Source organism: Acinetobacter sp. ANC 3929, from assembly GCF_000369405.1.
In the GTDB taxonomy this organism is placed as follows: Bacteria; Pseudomonadota; Gammaproteobacteria; order Pseudomonadales; family Moraxellaceae; genus Acinetobacter.
The window spans coordinates 616,834-630,444 of the sequence record NZ_KB849999.1 but is presented as its reverse complement, the minus strand read 5'-3'; the positions used below and the strand labels follow the sequence as shown (position 1 = coordinate 630,444).

At 42.1% G+C, this 13,611-nt stretch carries 10 protein-coding genes; 3 read left to right on the top strand and 7 right to left on the bottom strand.

The window, feature by feature from the left end:
- Nucleotides 1-90 precede the first annotated feature (90 nt).
- From F909_RS09980 to F909_RS10005, 6 genes are all read right to left on the bottom strand, one after another.
- On the bottom strand, nucleotides 91-2,280 hold the full coding sequence (locus F909_RS09980) for a TonB-dependent receptor (protein ID WP_005150807.1): 2,190 nt from the start codon (nucleotides 2,278-2,280) through the stop codon (nucleotides 91-93).
- Nucleotides 2,281-2,518: 238 nt separating this feature from the next.
- Complete coding sequence (locus F909_RS09985; RefSeq protein WP_005150806.1) at nucleotides 2,519-3,928, bottom strand: MFS transporter; 1,410 nt, start codon at nucleotides 3,926-3,928, stop codon at nucleotides 2,519-2,521.
- Between the two features lie 182 nt (nucleotides 3,929-4,110).
- Complete coding sequence (gene pcaD / locus F909_RS09990) at nucleotides 4,111-4,893, bottom strand: 3-oxoadipate enol-lactonase (protein WP_005150805.1); 783 nt, start codon at nucleotides 4,891-4,893, stop codon at nucleotides 4,111-4,113.
- A gap of 10 nt (nucleotides 4,894-4,903) precedes the next feature.
- Complete coding sequence (pcaF, locus tag F909_RS09995) at nucleotides 4,904-6,118, bottom strand: 3-oxoadipyl-CoA thiolase (protein ID WP_005150803.1); 1,215 nt, start codon at nucleotides 6,116-6,118, stop codon at nucleotides 4,904-4,906.
- Nucleotides 6,119-6,233: 115 nt separating this feature from the next.
- The gene (locus tag F909_RS10000) at nucleotides 6,234-6,887 is read right to left on the bottom strand and encodes a 3-oxoacid CoA-transferase subunit B (protein WP_005150802.1); all 654 of its coding nucleotides are present in this window, start codon (nucleotides 6,885-6,887) and stop codon (nucleotides 6,234-6,236) included.
- Between the two features lie 2 nt (nucleotides 6,888-6,889).
- Nucleotides 6,890-7,573 carry a 3-oxoacid CoA-transferase subunit A gene (locus F909_RS10005; RefSeq protein WP_005150799.1) on the bottom strand — a complete coding sequence of 228 codons (684 nt, stop codon included), beginning with the start codon at nucleotides 7,571-7,573 and terminating at the stop codon, nucleotides 6,890-6,892.
- A 250-nt stretch (nucleotides 7,574-7,823) separates the two neighbouring features.
- Here F909_RS10005 and pcaU point away from each other — a divergent pair, with 250 nt between their 5' ends.
- The 3 genes from pcaU to F909_RS10020 all read left to right on the top strand — a co-directional run bounded on the left by pcaU (nucleotide 7,824) and on the right by F909_RS10020 (nucleotide 12,550).
- Nucleotides 7,824-8,648 carry an IclR family transcriptional regulator PcaU gene (gene pcaU / locus F909_RS10010; RefSeq protein ID WP_005150798.1) on the top strand — a complete coding sequence of 275 codons (825 nt, stop codon included), beginning with the start codon at nucleotides 7,824-7,826 and terminating at the stop codon, nucleotides 8,646-8,648.
- 560 nt (nucleotides 8,649-9,208) lie between these two features.
- Nucleotides 9,209-10,894 (top strand): aspartate-alanine antiporter, encoded by a 1,686-nt coding sequence (gene aspT, locus F909_RS10015; RefSeq protein WP_005150797.1) that lies wholly within the window; start codon nucleotides 9,209-9,211, stop codon nucleotides 10,892-10,894.
- 54 nt (nucleotides 10,895-10,948) lie between these two features.
- Nucleotides 10,949-12,550, top strand: coding sequence for a bifunctional aspartate transaminase/aspartate 4-decarboxylase (locus F909_RS10020; RefSeq protein WP_005150793.1), 1,602 nt, complete (start codon nucleotides 10,949-10,951; stop codon nucleotides 12,548-12,550).
- 76 nt (nucleotides 12,551-12,626) lie between these two features.
- On the opposite strand, the gene cntB is transcribed toward F909_RS10020, so the two are convergent.
- A complete protein-coding gene (cntB, locus tag F909_RS10025; protein WP_005150792.1) occupies nucleotides 12,627-13,583 on the bottom strand; it encodes a carnitine monooxygenase, reductase subunit CntB in 957 nt (318 codons plus the stop codon).
- Nucleotides 13,584-13,611 lie beyond the last annotated feature (28 nt).

The window sequence follows — 13,611 nt, the reverse complement described above, 5'->3', positions numbered from 1 at the left end:
AATGAGAGAGCTTTAATATTTTTATTCTATTGGAAATTAAAAAAGTCTTGTATTCGCAAGACTTTAATGAAGGACGCTAGGTTGATAACTTTAAAAATTGAAAGTCGTCGAGAGTAACAGCGTTCTTGGTGTACTTACCGTCATATAGCTACTAGGATTGGCTTCCCAATAGGCTTTATTAAAAACATTATTTAAGTTGGCCTGAAAGGTAATAGGTGTATGACCAATTTGGGTATGATATCGAGCACCTAAATCAAAGCGTGACCAGTTTGGCACAGATTGGCTGTTATCTGCGCTTACGTAGGCTTTTGCGTTATGTATGATACGACTTGTTAGTACCAGTTGAGGAGCAAAAGAGGTATCCCATTCCAGACCTAAATTGGCAAGGAACTGTGGTGTAGCAATCGCATGATTATGGTCATGTTCACGATTTTGTGTCCGGCGTAATCTCCCATCTAAATAAGTCATACCACCTAGAAAATGCAGTGTAGGACTAATATTTCCAAAACCATTTAACTCAACACCTCGGTTTTGTTGTTCACCTTTCAGGCTATAAATGTTGGTTTCTGGGTCGACAATGCCTGTAGGCATACGGATTTGAAAAAGTGCGAATGTACCACCAAAAGCACCTAGGTCAAATTTACTCCCAATCTCATATTGCTTAGATTTATAAGGGGCGAAGACCTGATTAAAATTTGCAGCATCGGCTGGAGGTTTTGCACCTGCGGTTAGGGCCTCTATGTAGTTGGTATAAAAAGAAAGCTGTTTAAAGGGTTTATATACCAAAGCAAATGAAGGGGTTGTCGCACTTTCATGATAAAGATTGGTTTTTTCACCATTAGCTGAAAAGTTACTGGTTTCAACCTGCTGGTGACGTAGGCCAATTGTGAATTGAACTTGCTCTTGGGGCGAAGATAATGTGTCTGCTAAGACGATACTTTTTAAAATGGTTTCATTACTTTTTGACTTTGGTGTAATAGAAATGGGCTCTCCTGGGCTATCTGGATAAGTTGGATGATAAATATTGGTGAGGTAATTACCATATTGGGTTTGTTCAAACCATCCTTGTTGGCGAAAGGTATTTGCAGCTAAAACCAATTGATGTTGAAGAGGTCCTGTAGATACTGTAGCTCTAGTGCCAAGCTCAGCTGAGACAGTTGTATTATGGCCCTGCTGGAAGTTTGAGGTCGAACGTGTATCGCCTTCACTATTCAATATTGTTAGCCCTGGTGCTTCTTGTTTGTCATATTCAAAGCGATTATGGCCAACTGCACCATATATATTGAAGGTATCATTGAGTTGATATTCGCCACGGGTCAAAAAAGTTAAGCTGTTAGCATTAGAGTAATCAAATAAAGCGGATAAGTTAATGTTGGGGTCGGGAGCCTTGGGGATGCGAATTCCTGTGATAGGCGTTAAACCGCGTATCGCTCGGCTCATCATATCTTTTTGATAAATGATATCTGTGGAAAGATTGAAACGATCTACTTGGTAGTCTATTCCTAAAGAGTGTGAACTATTTCTTGAATTTTGATGGTCAATACTGGTATCACCATCACGATATGCTGTGTTCAGTCGTAAACCAAACTCTTGATTTTCTCCGAAACGTCGTCCTAGGTCAGCATGGATACCGAAGTGTTGATCAGAACTATATTCAGTTGTCACTTGGGTGAGCGGCTGCTTATCCGCTCGCTTTGTGACGACATTCACATTGCCACCAATACCGCCGAATGGAGACATGCCATATAAAAAAGCACTGGCACCACGAATGAGTTCAATACGTTCAACGGGATCAACACCAACACGATAAGCAGGAACCAGACCAAACAATCCATTTAAAGCCATGTCATCATTTTCAATCCGAAAGCCACGGATGGTGAGGGCATCGTAACGATTGGTGCTTCCCGTGGTTGTACGAACAGAAGCATCAGCTGTAGTCAGTGTTTCAGCAATACTAAGTGCTTGCTGGTGGCGAATGGTATCTGAGCTATAACTTACCTGACTATAAGGCGTGTCCATATAATCCTTATTGCCCAAAATTCCAATTTGCCCAGTTCGAGATATTTGTCCGCCCGCATAAATTGTAGGCGTAACCTGCTCAGCAACTACCTTAATCGTCGGAAGCGTCGATTTGGCAACTTTTGAAGACGCCGGATTCATTGGTATGGAATGATCCTCAGCCACAGCAGTCGTTGAAGAGTTACAAAGTAAGATCATCATGATCAGTTGAAAGATACTGATTGTTTTTTTGTTGCTAGCTTTTGATGGGGGTAACAACATGCTGATGTCCTGTTAAATCTAGAGAAATGTCCTTTTGCCTTGATCAAATTAACAATGATGCTTTGGCATTGACTAAACTTAAAGCAGGATAATATGTGATTTGATTTTAATGCTAATGATTATTATTTTTGATTTAAGGGAAGCTATAGCTGGCATAGCTTTCCTTAAAAAGTGTAAGAAATATTGTCCTCTTTAGTACCATTTTCTGGTTTTAATCGTTTATTCATGGATTAGACCATTAACGCATCAGTTTTTTAGCCAAACGGTCTGGATTGAGAAAGAGAATATTGATTAAACCAACGATCACCAAGTAGAGGCCAATAGAATGAAAACCTTGGTTCATTCCTGTAGTCAGGTTTTCTAGCATTTGTGCTGTGAGTGGGACACCTTTGGCTGGGCTGATATAACCTGCATGATCCATCAAATATCCCACCATTGTTGGTGAAATTATTCCACCAATGGATGCTGTTGCGACTAAGGTTGCCATAACGGCGGCACGTTGTTGAGGGCAAACGCTATAACTGACTGTCATTGTCGCCAGTGGAAAACACATGGAAAATCCAGCTGCAACTGTGATGAGGAGTAGATTGAGGTGTCCTGTTGAAAGAGGTAGCAGATAAAAGGCAAAACCTGAAAATAATAAAAGTAAGCCAAAGACCACGCCAAAAGCGACATGAACGCTTCGCCCTTTTTGCAACAGTAGTTTAGAAATATAGCCTGCAATCGCCAAGGTGATGGCCCCCAGAATCCAAGGGAAACTGGAAATAAAGGCAATGATTTCTGGAGAGAATTGGTGAGTCGAGGCAATATATTTTACAGCCCATGTGGTTAAAAAACCTAAGGACCAAAAACAACCTAAGCCAGCCAGAAAAGCTGAGATAAACATTTGTGAGAAAAAAATCTTGAAAATAGGGACAGGTTTTAAATGATCAACAAAAGAGATAATACTTTGATTTTTGCGCTCATCCTCTTTGGTTTCGGTAATTACAGGAGTTGCTGAATTTTGAACTTTATGAAAATGACTATAAGGACCTTCTTTGCAGATTAAGAGCCATAACAGGCTCCAGAGGATACCTACAACACCGAGAAAACCAAACGCCCAACGCCAGCCCCAATTCGGATGGGCAATAATGTAGGCCAAAATGGGTGCAGCAATAATTGGGCCAAGCATGGTTCCCGAAGCAACGAGACTACTCGGAAAACCGCGAGCACTGGGTTCAAACCAACCTTGAACATGGGTTAATGAGATTGATGAAGCAGGGCCTTCTGCTGCACCGAGTACAATACGGGTGACCAATAATGTAGTGAGGCCACTGCCTAAAAGCATGGGGAACTGTAACAGCGCCCAACTTAAACCCATGATCAAAAGCAACCAGCGTGTTTGAACTTTTTCTGCAATAAAGCCAACGGCAATTCCAGAGATTGCGAACAAGAAAAAAAAGGCACTGCCGATAAAACCAAACTGGGTTGCCGTGAGTCCTAATTCCGCCATGACTGGTTCGGCAACAAGACCTAAAACTGCTTTATCAGCAAAATTAATCATCTGAAACAGCACTAAAAGCGCAGTAATTAACCATGCCCGTTTCATATTTTTAGGCGTAAATAACGGGTTTGAAACTGTATTGTTCTGAGCTGGGTTGATATGCATTGCATCATCCTTATGCTGAGAGCCATTGAACTTAGATCAAATATTCAATAGGCGCTAAATCCATTTAAAAATCAAATATAGATATCCATGGGTTAAGCCCAAACTGTATTGGACTGGGTTAATCTCTTTTCTAGTTCTATCGGATTATTGCGCTGCCTCATGAGACAGCGCTTTGTTTTGACTTAGGTTTTTTTAATAAAACTGAATAATGCTTGGTTAAATGCATTTACCTGTTCAATATTCGAAATATGTGAGGCATTGATTTCTACCAGTTGGGCATTTGGAATCTGCTGTTGCATAAATTGTCCATCTGCCACTGTGGTCACAGGGTCTTGTGTGCCTGCAATAATTAAAACGGGGATGTGGATTTCGAAAAGCTGATCACGCACATCCGCCTTAGCCAAAGCTTCACAACAATAGGCATAGCCTATAGCGCTGCCAGCACTTAAGTCGTTACATAGATTATTTACAATCGCCGTTTGGCTTTGGATAAAGGGATCTGTAAACCATCGTGATGCGGCAGTGGCTGCGATGGGTTGTAAACCTTGTTCACGGACTAATATTGCACGATCCAGCCATGCCTGCTCTTGACCAATTTTTGCCGCAGTATTGGCGACGATGACGTGGCTAAATCTTTGTGGGTAATGAATTGCAAGCCATTGACCAGTTAAACCACCCATGGAAATACCGCAAAAATTTGCTTTTTCAATGTTTAGATGATCAAGTAAGCGGATGACATCTTCACCCAGTTGTTTGAGCGTATAAGGACCTGTTGGGGTTGATGATGAACCATGACCACGAGTGTCATAACAAATTACATAAAAATGTTGTTTAAAATAATTGAACTGCTTTTGCCACATTCCATAGTTGGTCCCTAAGGAGTTGGAAAATACCAGAGCAGGGGATGAGGAATCACCAAAAGTTTGATAATTGATCTGTGCATCGCCAGATTGAAAAACTAACATTCGCTATTCCTTAATTTTGATCAACACGTTGAATAATCAGAGCAATCCCCTGACCGACACCAATACACATCGAACACAAGGCATATTCACCTTTGATCTGTTCAAGCTGGTTTAAAGCGGTGGTCACCAGACGTGCCCCTGATGCACCGAGTGGATGACCCAAAGCAATTGCACCACCATTCGGGTTAATTCGTGCATCGTCGTCGCTCAAACCTAAATCACGGGTCACAGCTAGGGCTTGTGCCGCAAAGGCTTCGTTTAACTCAATCACATCCATCTGCGCTAAAGAGAGATTGGCTTGCTTAAGTAATTTCTTGATCGCAGGTGCAGGCGCAAAACCCATAATCCTTGGTTCAACCCCAACTGTGGTTGCTGCAATAATTTTGGCACGCGGTTTGAGTTGATATTTTTCCACTGCTTGGTCCGACGCTATCAACAACGCTGCTGCACCATCATTAATCCCAGACGCATTGCCTGCGGTGACTGTACCTTCGGCTTTGACCACGCCTTTGAGTTTGGTTAAAGCTTCTAACGTGGTTGATGCACGTGGATGCTCATCACTATCCACCACAATGGCATCGCCCTTACGCTGTGGAATCGTCACAGGCACGATTTCGTTAGAGAAGAAGCCTTTGGCTTGTGCAGTGGCAGTACGTTGTTGGCTGGTTAAAGCAAACTGATCTTGATCAGCACGGTTGATATTGAATTGTTCCGCCACGTTTTCTGCGGTTTGCGGCATGCTGTCCACGCCATACATTGCTTTGAGTTTTGGATTGATAAAACGCCAGCCCATGGTGGTGTCTTCAATCTTTTGACTACGGCCAAAGGCACTGTCCGATTTGCCCATCACGTAAGGGGCACGGCTCATGCTTTCCACACCACCTGCAATAATCAGGTCAGCTTCGTTGGCTTTAATGGCACGGGCAGCCATGGCAATCGCATCTAGGGATGAACCACATAAACGGTTTACTGTGGTTGCTGGCACCTGATAAGGCAAACCTGCCAATAAGGCTGACATACGTCCGACATTACGATTGTCTTCACCTGCCTGATTGGCACAGCCATAGATAACATCATCGACTTGTTGCCAATCGACACTTGGGTTACGTTGCATTAAGGCCTGAATGGGAATAGCTCCCAAATCATCTGGACGTACTGGTGCAAGACCGCCAGCATAACGACCAAATGGGGTACGGATGGCATCAATGATATAAGCGTTTTTCATGTGTTTTTTCCTTTTCATCCTCCCTTAATCCCTCCTTTAAAAAGGAGGGAGACTTCTCTCTATTGTTTAGATGAAGTCCCCCTTAACAAAGAGGGATTCAGGGGGATTTCAATCCTTAAGCTTGAGTCGCATCAATCAACTGAGCACCTGTCAACGCCTGTAACTCCTCAAAGCTCAGACCATCCACTTTCTCAATCACTTTTAGACCTTCTGTAGTCACGTCAATCACACACAGATCGGTATAAATCCGATCAACACATTTCAAGCCTGTTGCTGGATATGAAAGCGCTTCAACAATCTTAGGTTCACCTTGCTTGGTGGTGTGATCGGTGGTGATAAATACTTTCTTGGCACCCACCGCCAGATCCATTGCACCACCCACCGCAGGAATCGCATCCGCTGCACCAGTATGCCAGTTGGCTAGATCACCATTGGCTGCCACCTGAAAAGCACCGAGTACCGCAATATCCAGATGTCCGCCGCGCATCATGGCAAAGGAATCGCCATGATGGAAAAAGCTGCCACCCGTCAGCATGGTGACGTATTCTTTGCCTGCATTGATCAGTTCAGGGTCTTCTTCACCTTCGGCAGGTGGTGGTCCGAATGCCAGTAAGCCATTTTCAGAATGTAGGAATACATCTTTGTCTGCTGGAAGATAGTTTGAAATCTTGGTGGGAAGGCCAATGCCGAGGTTGACATAAGCACCATCGGGAATATCTTGTGCGACACGTTCAGCAATCTGGTCACGGCTTAATTTTTGATAGCTCATGTTTATGCTCCTGCGCCAGTCGTCGCCTCAACAGCGACCACATGCTGGACAAAAATCCCTGGGGTAATGATGTGTTCAGGATCAAGCTGACCGAGTTCAGCCAGTTCAGAGACCTGGGCAATAGTGACATCGGCAGCCATGGCCATGATCGGACCAAAGTTACGTGCAGATTTGTTATAGACCAGATTGCCCCAACGATCGCCCTTGTGCGCTTTGATTAGAGCAAAGTCAGCTTTGATCGGATATTCAAGTACATAGTCTTTGCCATCAATATGACGGGTTTCCTTGCCTTCTGCCAGTAAAGTACCAAAGCCAGTTGGAGTGAAGACTGCGCCTAAGCCCATACCCGCAGCTTGAATACGACAAGCCAGATTGCCTTGTGGCACCAGTTCCAGTTCAATCTTACCGGCATGATAGAGTTCATCGAAGACCCAAGAGTCTGATTGACGTGGGAAAGAACAGATAATCTTGCGAACCGCACCTGTTTTAAGCAGTTTGGCCAATCCATAATCCCCATTGCCAGCATTGTTATTGACGATGACCAAATCTTTGATACCAAGTTCGATCAATCCATCTATCAGTTCAGCGGGTTGTCCTGCAGTGCCGAAACCACCAATCATGATGGTTGCTCCATCTTTGATTTGTGATAGCGCCTCGGTTAGTGAGAGCGTGCTTTTATCAATCATCTGACTACTTCCTGTACGATGCATCACTCGTATTTTCATCCTGAAAACCGATGAAATTAAGTCGAGTGCTTTGTTCGGATTTCTTCTATTCATTCTTGATAAATTCTGCTTTCACTTCTAGGCTTAGAAACGCATTTTGTTCGATTATTATTTTTTATGTTCGATCATCGAACATTATCCAAGTAAAATAGTCATCTTTCGCTTAGAATGTTTTTATTAAAGAAATCGTTTTAGCAAGGATGTCTAAATCATGGAAAATGAACAGGAAAAGAATCCACGTTTGATTCACCATAATGAAAACAAAAAAATAATTCGGCATGAAGACTTTATTGCGGGAATCGCAAAAGGCTTGGCAATTTTGGAATGCTTCGGCCCCGAACGGCATCGCTTAAATATGAGTACTGCTGCAGAAAAAACGGGTATGACTCGTGCTGCTGCTCGACGCCACTTACTCACTTTGGAATACTTAGGCTATTTAGATTTTGATGGACATTATTATTATCTATCGCCCAAGATTCTTAAGTTTTCGGGTGCTTATCTTGATGGATCTACACTTCCTAAAATATGTCAGCCCTTATTAAATCTTTTAACCAATCAAACCTCGTTGATTTACTCCGTGATGGTTTTAGATGGTTATGAAGCGATTACCATTGCCCGTAGTGCGGCTCACCAACAAACCGATCGGGTCAATCCTTATGGCTTACATCTAGGCAATAGACTCCCTGCTCATGCAACTTCTGCTGGAAAGATTTTACTTGCACACTTAACGCCTGAACAGCAAAAACGATGGTTAGAAAAATATCCGTTAAAACGTCTAACTAAATATACCCATACCGAAAGTGATCTATTTTTAGAGTTACTACATGAAATCAAAGAACAAGACTGGTGCTATTCCTGTGAAGAACACGAACTGGGAGTACATGCTGTAGCTGTGCCTATATACGATTCCAATGCAACCGTCGTTGCTGCCTTAAATATCGTGTCTCCGACCATGCGCACCACTCAGGATTATTTAATTGCCCATATTTTACCTTTACTACAAGAAACGGCTCGTGACTTACGTCAAGTGATTTAATCGGACAAAAAAAAGCCACATCTGGAAATGTGGCAAAAGGTGTATTGCTGCTACGGCTTATGTCCGTATCTTTAAATTAATCGCCTTTGCTTAAATGAACATTAATTTAGTGAAAATTCATTATATTTTTACCCGCCAATAGAAGTTTCAATTTTTCAATACACATTGATGTAAGCAAAATATTAAATTCAAAAATTAAGTGCCACAACATTTTAAATTCAATACTTTTTCTATAAAAAGGCCTAGACTCAATGAAAATTTAACACTATTGATTAAATCTGATATTTATCTCACAAAATATAAGAGATAGGCTAAAGTGTTATTTTTTGTATAGAAAAATAACATATTGTAATAAACAGCTTAAATTTCACGTTTGCTGTTTATCTATCCAATTAGATTTAAAAACAACCTGTTGATAAATAAATATTTTATAAAAAACAAGTTCTTAAAATACAACTCATTTGTATTCGCTACAGAAGCATAGTATTTTAAAAAACACATGAAAAATAAATAAATTTCAAACCTAAAGATAGATCGAATAATAAAAGTGAGATCGAAAAATGATTGAATGGTTACAAGGCGAATTAAAACATAGCCCAGAAATCTTATTGTTCCTCTCATTGGCAATCGGTTTCTGGATCGGTCAATTTCAATTCGGAAAATTTCAGTTTGGCGGTGTGGCAGGTTCCCTCCTTGTTGCAGTAGTGCTAAGTCTTATCGGTGTGCCCGTCGACAATGGGGTCAAAGCCATTTTGTTTGCATTATTCATTTATGCGGTTGGTTTTGAAAGTGGTCCCCAATTCTTTAAATCACTTGGTCCTCAATCGATAAAAGAAATCCTGTTAGCCATCTTTATGGCCGTCAGTGGTTTAATTACCGTTTTAGTCATGGCCAAACTTTTCCACCTCGATAAAGGCTTGGCGGCTGGATTGGCTGCCGGTGGTATGACTCAATCTGCAATTATTGGTACGGCTGGGGATGCGATTTCCCGACTCGACCTCCCTTTGACTGAGATTCAAAAACTTCAAGCCAATGTCGCAATCGGTTATGCCGTGACTTATATTTTCGGTTCATTGGGTGCCATTATTGTCTGTGTGAATATTTTGCCTAAGTTTATGGGTAAAGAAATTCACGATGATGCTTTAAAAGCACAGTCTGAACGTCTTAAAGGTGCTTTTGAATTAGCCCCAGGGCAAGAACTTGCCATGCCCGAAATTGTTGGTCGAATTTATAGAGTTAAACAAGCCAATCGACAAACGGTTGCGGAATTAGAAGCTCGAGAAGCCAGCATTACCATCGAGCGAATCAAGCGTAAAGATCAATTAATTGATGTGTCACCAGAACTGACTTTAGAAACAGATGATGTGATATTAATCGTTGGACGTCGTGCCAGTGTCGTCGCTGTTTCAGACCAAATTGGTACTGAGTTACAGTCCTCACAAGGCATGGAAATGATTATGGATACCACAGATGTGATCCTAAGAAATTCCAAATATATCAATCGTAGTTTAGGCGATATCAAAACCAATACCCCTGCCTATCTAAAACATGGGATTTACGTACTGGGGATTAAACGGAATGATGAAGCCCAAAGTTTGAGTGATGATACCGTGCTGCAACAAGGCGATGTCATTACCGTCTATGGGACTAAAAGCGATCTTGATCGTTTAGTCAAAGAAGCAGGTGCAGCACTACCAGAAAGCTTAAAAACCGACTGGATATTCCACGGTGCAGGCCTTGTAGTCGGTTTGCTGATTGGTCTTTTTGTCATCCGTTTAGGTGATGTTCCATTGACTCTGGGTGCTGGCGGTGGTGCCCTACTCTCAGGTCTTTTATTTGGTTGGTTGCGTAGTCGTAATCAAGTCCATGGCAATATGCCTTTAGCAGCATCGCAACTGCTGAAAGATCTCGGTCTTGCAGGATTCGTCGCTGCGGTTGGCTTACAATCTGGTCTACAGGCGATTCAAACCATTAAAGACAGCGGTCTGTCCCTATTTATGATCGGGGTTGTGGTGACCTTAGTTCCTCTGATTCTTTCCATGCTTTTTGCACGTTATGTGCTCCGTTATGACAACGTTGCAGTGATGGCCGGTGCGCTATCAGGCTCACGCAGTGCCAACCCTGCTTTTGGTGCCATCTTAGATAAAGCAGGAAATTCGATTCCGACCGTTCCTTTCGCCATTACTTATGCACTGGCAAACGTATTCTTGACCTTGCTTGGCCCACTGATCGTTGGCCTTGCCTAAAGACAATGTGTATTCAATCGCTTATTGCTTCAACTATAATTAAGGAGACTTCCCATGGGGAACGTTGATTATTCAAAATACTCAAAACTTAGCCCATTCGAACTAAAAGACAACTTAATCGAGCTTGCCCAAAGTAAAACAGACAGGCTGATGCTCAATGCAGGACGTGGGAATCCGAACTTTTTAGCCACGGTTCCGCGTCGAGCATTCTTCCAATTGGGGCTGTTTTCTACCACAGAGTCAGAATTTTCTTTTTCGTATATGCCAGAAGGTCTGGGCGGTTTTCCTCGCCCTGTCGGTCTGCAATCTCGCTTCGATAATTTCATTATGCACAATCGGGATAAACCAGGTGTAGTATTCCTCGGTAAAGCCATTTCCTATGTGAGAGATCAGCTTGGTTTAGATCCCGATGCATTTTTACTGGAAATGGTTGAAGGGATTTTAGGCTGTAACTACCCTGTTCCAGATCGAATGCTACGTATTAGCGAATCAATTATCAAAGAATACATTCTTCGTGAAATGGGCGTACAAGGCATGCCTAAGGAAGGCTTGGACTTATTTGCTGTCGAAGGTGGCACAGCGGCAATGGCCTATATTTTTAATTCATTAAAAGAAAATAAAATTATTGCCAATGGCGATCGAATTGCAATTGGTAGCCCAATTTTCACGCCCTATTTAGAAATCCCGAAACTGAATGACTATCAGCTCGAAGAAGTTTTGATTGAAGCAGATCCAAAACTCGGTTGGCAGTATCCTGAATCTGAATTGCGGAAACTTGAAGATCCATCAATTAAAGCCTTCTTCCTTGTCAATCCAAGTAACCCCCCTTCAGTAAAACTAAGTGATGAAGGCTTGGCGATCTTGGCTAATATCGTTAAAAAACGACCTGACCTGATTATCTTAACCGATGATGTTTACGGTACTTTCGCAGACAATTTCAAATCACTGTTTGCGATCTGCCCAGACAATACCATTTTGGTGTATTCATTCTCGAAATATTTTGGAGCAACGGGTTGGAGACTGGGAGTTATCGCCCTTTCGAATAATAATATTCTTGATCAAAAGTTGGCTGCATTATCGAAAAAAGACAAGAAGGAACTTGAAGAACGTTATTCTTCTTTAACCACCGACCCAGCCAAAATTAAATTCATTGACCGTCTGGTCGCGGATAGTCGTAATGTTGCACTGAATCATACCGCAGGCCTTTCTACACCGCAGCAAGTGCAAATGGTACTGTTTGCGCTGTTCAATATGATGGATTCTCAGCAGAACTATAAGAAGGCGGTCAAATCCGTGGTACGTGAGCGTGATGCGGCACTGTACCGTCAATTAGGGGTCGAAGTCCCTTCTGATCCGAACTCTGTCGATTACTATACATTGGTTAATTTGGAAAATACCTCTCGAACATTGTACGGAGATGATTTTGCCAACTGGGTGATGAAAAACAAGAATCCAACCGAACTTCTATTCCGTGTAGCCGATGAAACAGGTGTAGTGCTCTTACCAGGTTCTGGTTTTGGTGTGCAACATCCTTCTGCCCGTGCATCATTAGCAAACCTAAATGAATACCAATATGCGGCCATTGGAGATTCATTAAGACGTTTTGCCGAAGAAGCCTATCAAGAGTATTTAAAAACCAAGAAAACTAAGAAATAAATCTGAATTAAATTTTCCATAATTAAAAAAGCAGCTTCGGCTGCTTTTTCATGGTTTTAAAATCATAACTGAACATTTAAAGATCGAGTATCAGCTTTTTACCCTTAGCACGAGATACACAGATCATCATCGACTGCTGTGAGGCTTTTTCATCATCACTCAGATATTGATCAAAATGTTCGGCTTCCCCTTCTAGAATCATGGTTTCACACGTGCCACAGACTCCTTCACGACATAAGCATTCCACATCAAGATTGAGGAGTTCAATCGCTTGTAAAATCGTTTGATTGCCTTGCACTTCGACTTGCTGATTGGATTTTGCCAATATCACCGTAAATGCTTCACCCTCTTCTGGTACGGTAGACGCAAATTGCTCCCAATGGATATATTCATCGCGGTAGCGATAGTAATTACAACGATCAATCACTGCATCAATCATCGGTTTAGGCCCACACACATAGACATGCGTCCCTTTGGGTTGAGACCCAATCAATTGATCCAGATCAAGACATTTTCCATCTGAATCAACATAGCTAACAATATGTTCACCATGCTTTTGCTTGAGTTCTTCTAACAACGCAGCATGTTCTGGCGAACGGTATGCATAATGCAATTCAAAGTTTGCACCACGCGCTGCCAGCTCATCCATTTGTGGTACAAACGGGGTAATACCAATTCCCCCCGCAATTAAAATATGTTTCTCACCTTCTTCCGCCAACGGAAATAAATTCTTTGGTTCAGAAATCAGAATTTCACAGCCTTCATTGCACTGATCATGCATATAGACAGAGCCACCCTTACCTTCGATATCCTTACGTACACAGACTTGGTAAATCGAAAGATCTTGAGCACAGCTCATCAGTGAATAGGCATTCGACAGTTGGTCATTCATTTTGACAATGATATGACTGCCACCATTAAATTGAGGGAAATTTTGTCCATCCTGACGTTTAAATGTGAACCGTTTAATCAGTGGGGTCAGTTGCTCTACACGAGTGACCACTGATGGGAACATTTCATAATGACTAGCCATGTCTAAATCCTCTTTACCGCATGCTGCT

What these genes read in the sequence shown, in the direction of transcription:
- F909_RS09985 (WP_005150806.1), bottom strand. Translation starts at nt 3,928, where the DNA reads ATGCATATCAACCCAGCTCAGAACAATACAGTTTCAAACCCGTTATTT.
- F909_RS10000 (WP_005150802.1), bottom strand. Translation starts at nt 6,887, where the DNA reads ATGAGCTATCAAAAATTAAGCCGTGACCAGATTGCTGAACGTGTCGCA.
- pcaF (WP_005150803.1), bottom strand. Translation starts at nt 6,118, where the DNA reads ATGAAAAACGCTTATATCATTGATGCCATCCGTACCCCATTTGGTCGT.
- F909_RS09980 (WP_005150807.1), bottom strand. Translation starts at nt 2,280, where the DNA reads ATGTTGTTACCCCCATCAAAAGCTAGCAACAAAAAAACAATCAGTATC.
- aspT (WP_005150797.1), top strand. Translation starts at nt 9,209, where the DNA reads ATGATTGAATGGTTACAAGGCGAATTAAAACATAGCCCAGAAATCTTA.
- pcaD (WP_005150805.1), bottom strand. Translation starts at nt 4,893, where the DNA reads ATGTTAGTTTTTCAATCTGGCGATGCACAGATCAATTATCAAACTTTT.
- F909_RS10020 (WP_005150793.1), top strand. Translation starts at nt 10,949, where the DNA reads ATGGGGAACGTTGATTATTCAAAATACTCAAAACTTAGCCCATTCGAA.
- pcaU (WP_005150798.1), top strand. Translation starts at nt 7,824, where the DNA reads ATGGAAAATGAACAGGAAAAGAATCCACGTTTGATTCACCATAATGAA.
- cntB (WP_005150792.1), bottom strand. Translation starts at nt 13,583, where the DNA reads ATGGCTAGTCATTATGAAATGTTCCCATCAGTGGTCACTCGTGTAGAG.
- F909_RS10005 (WP_005150799.1), bottom strand. Translation starts at nt 7,573, where the DNA reads ATGATTGATAAAAGCACGCTCTCACTAACCGAGGCGCTATCACAAATC.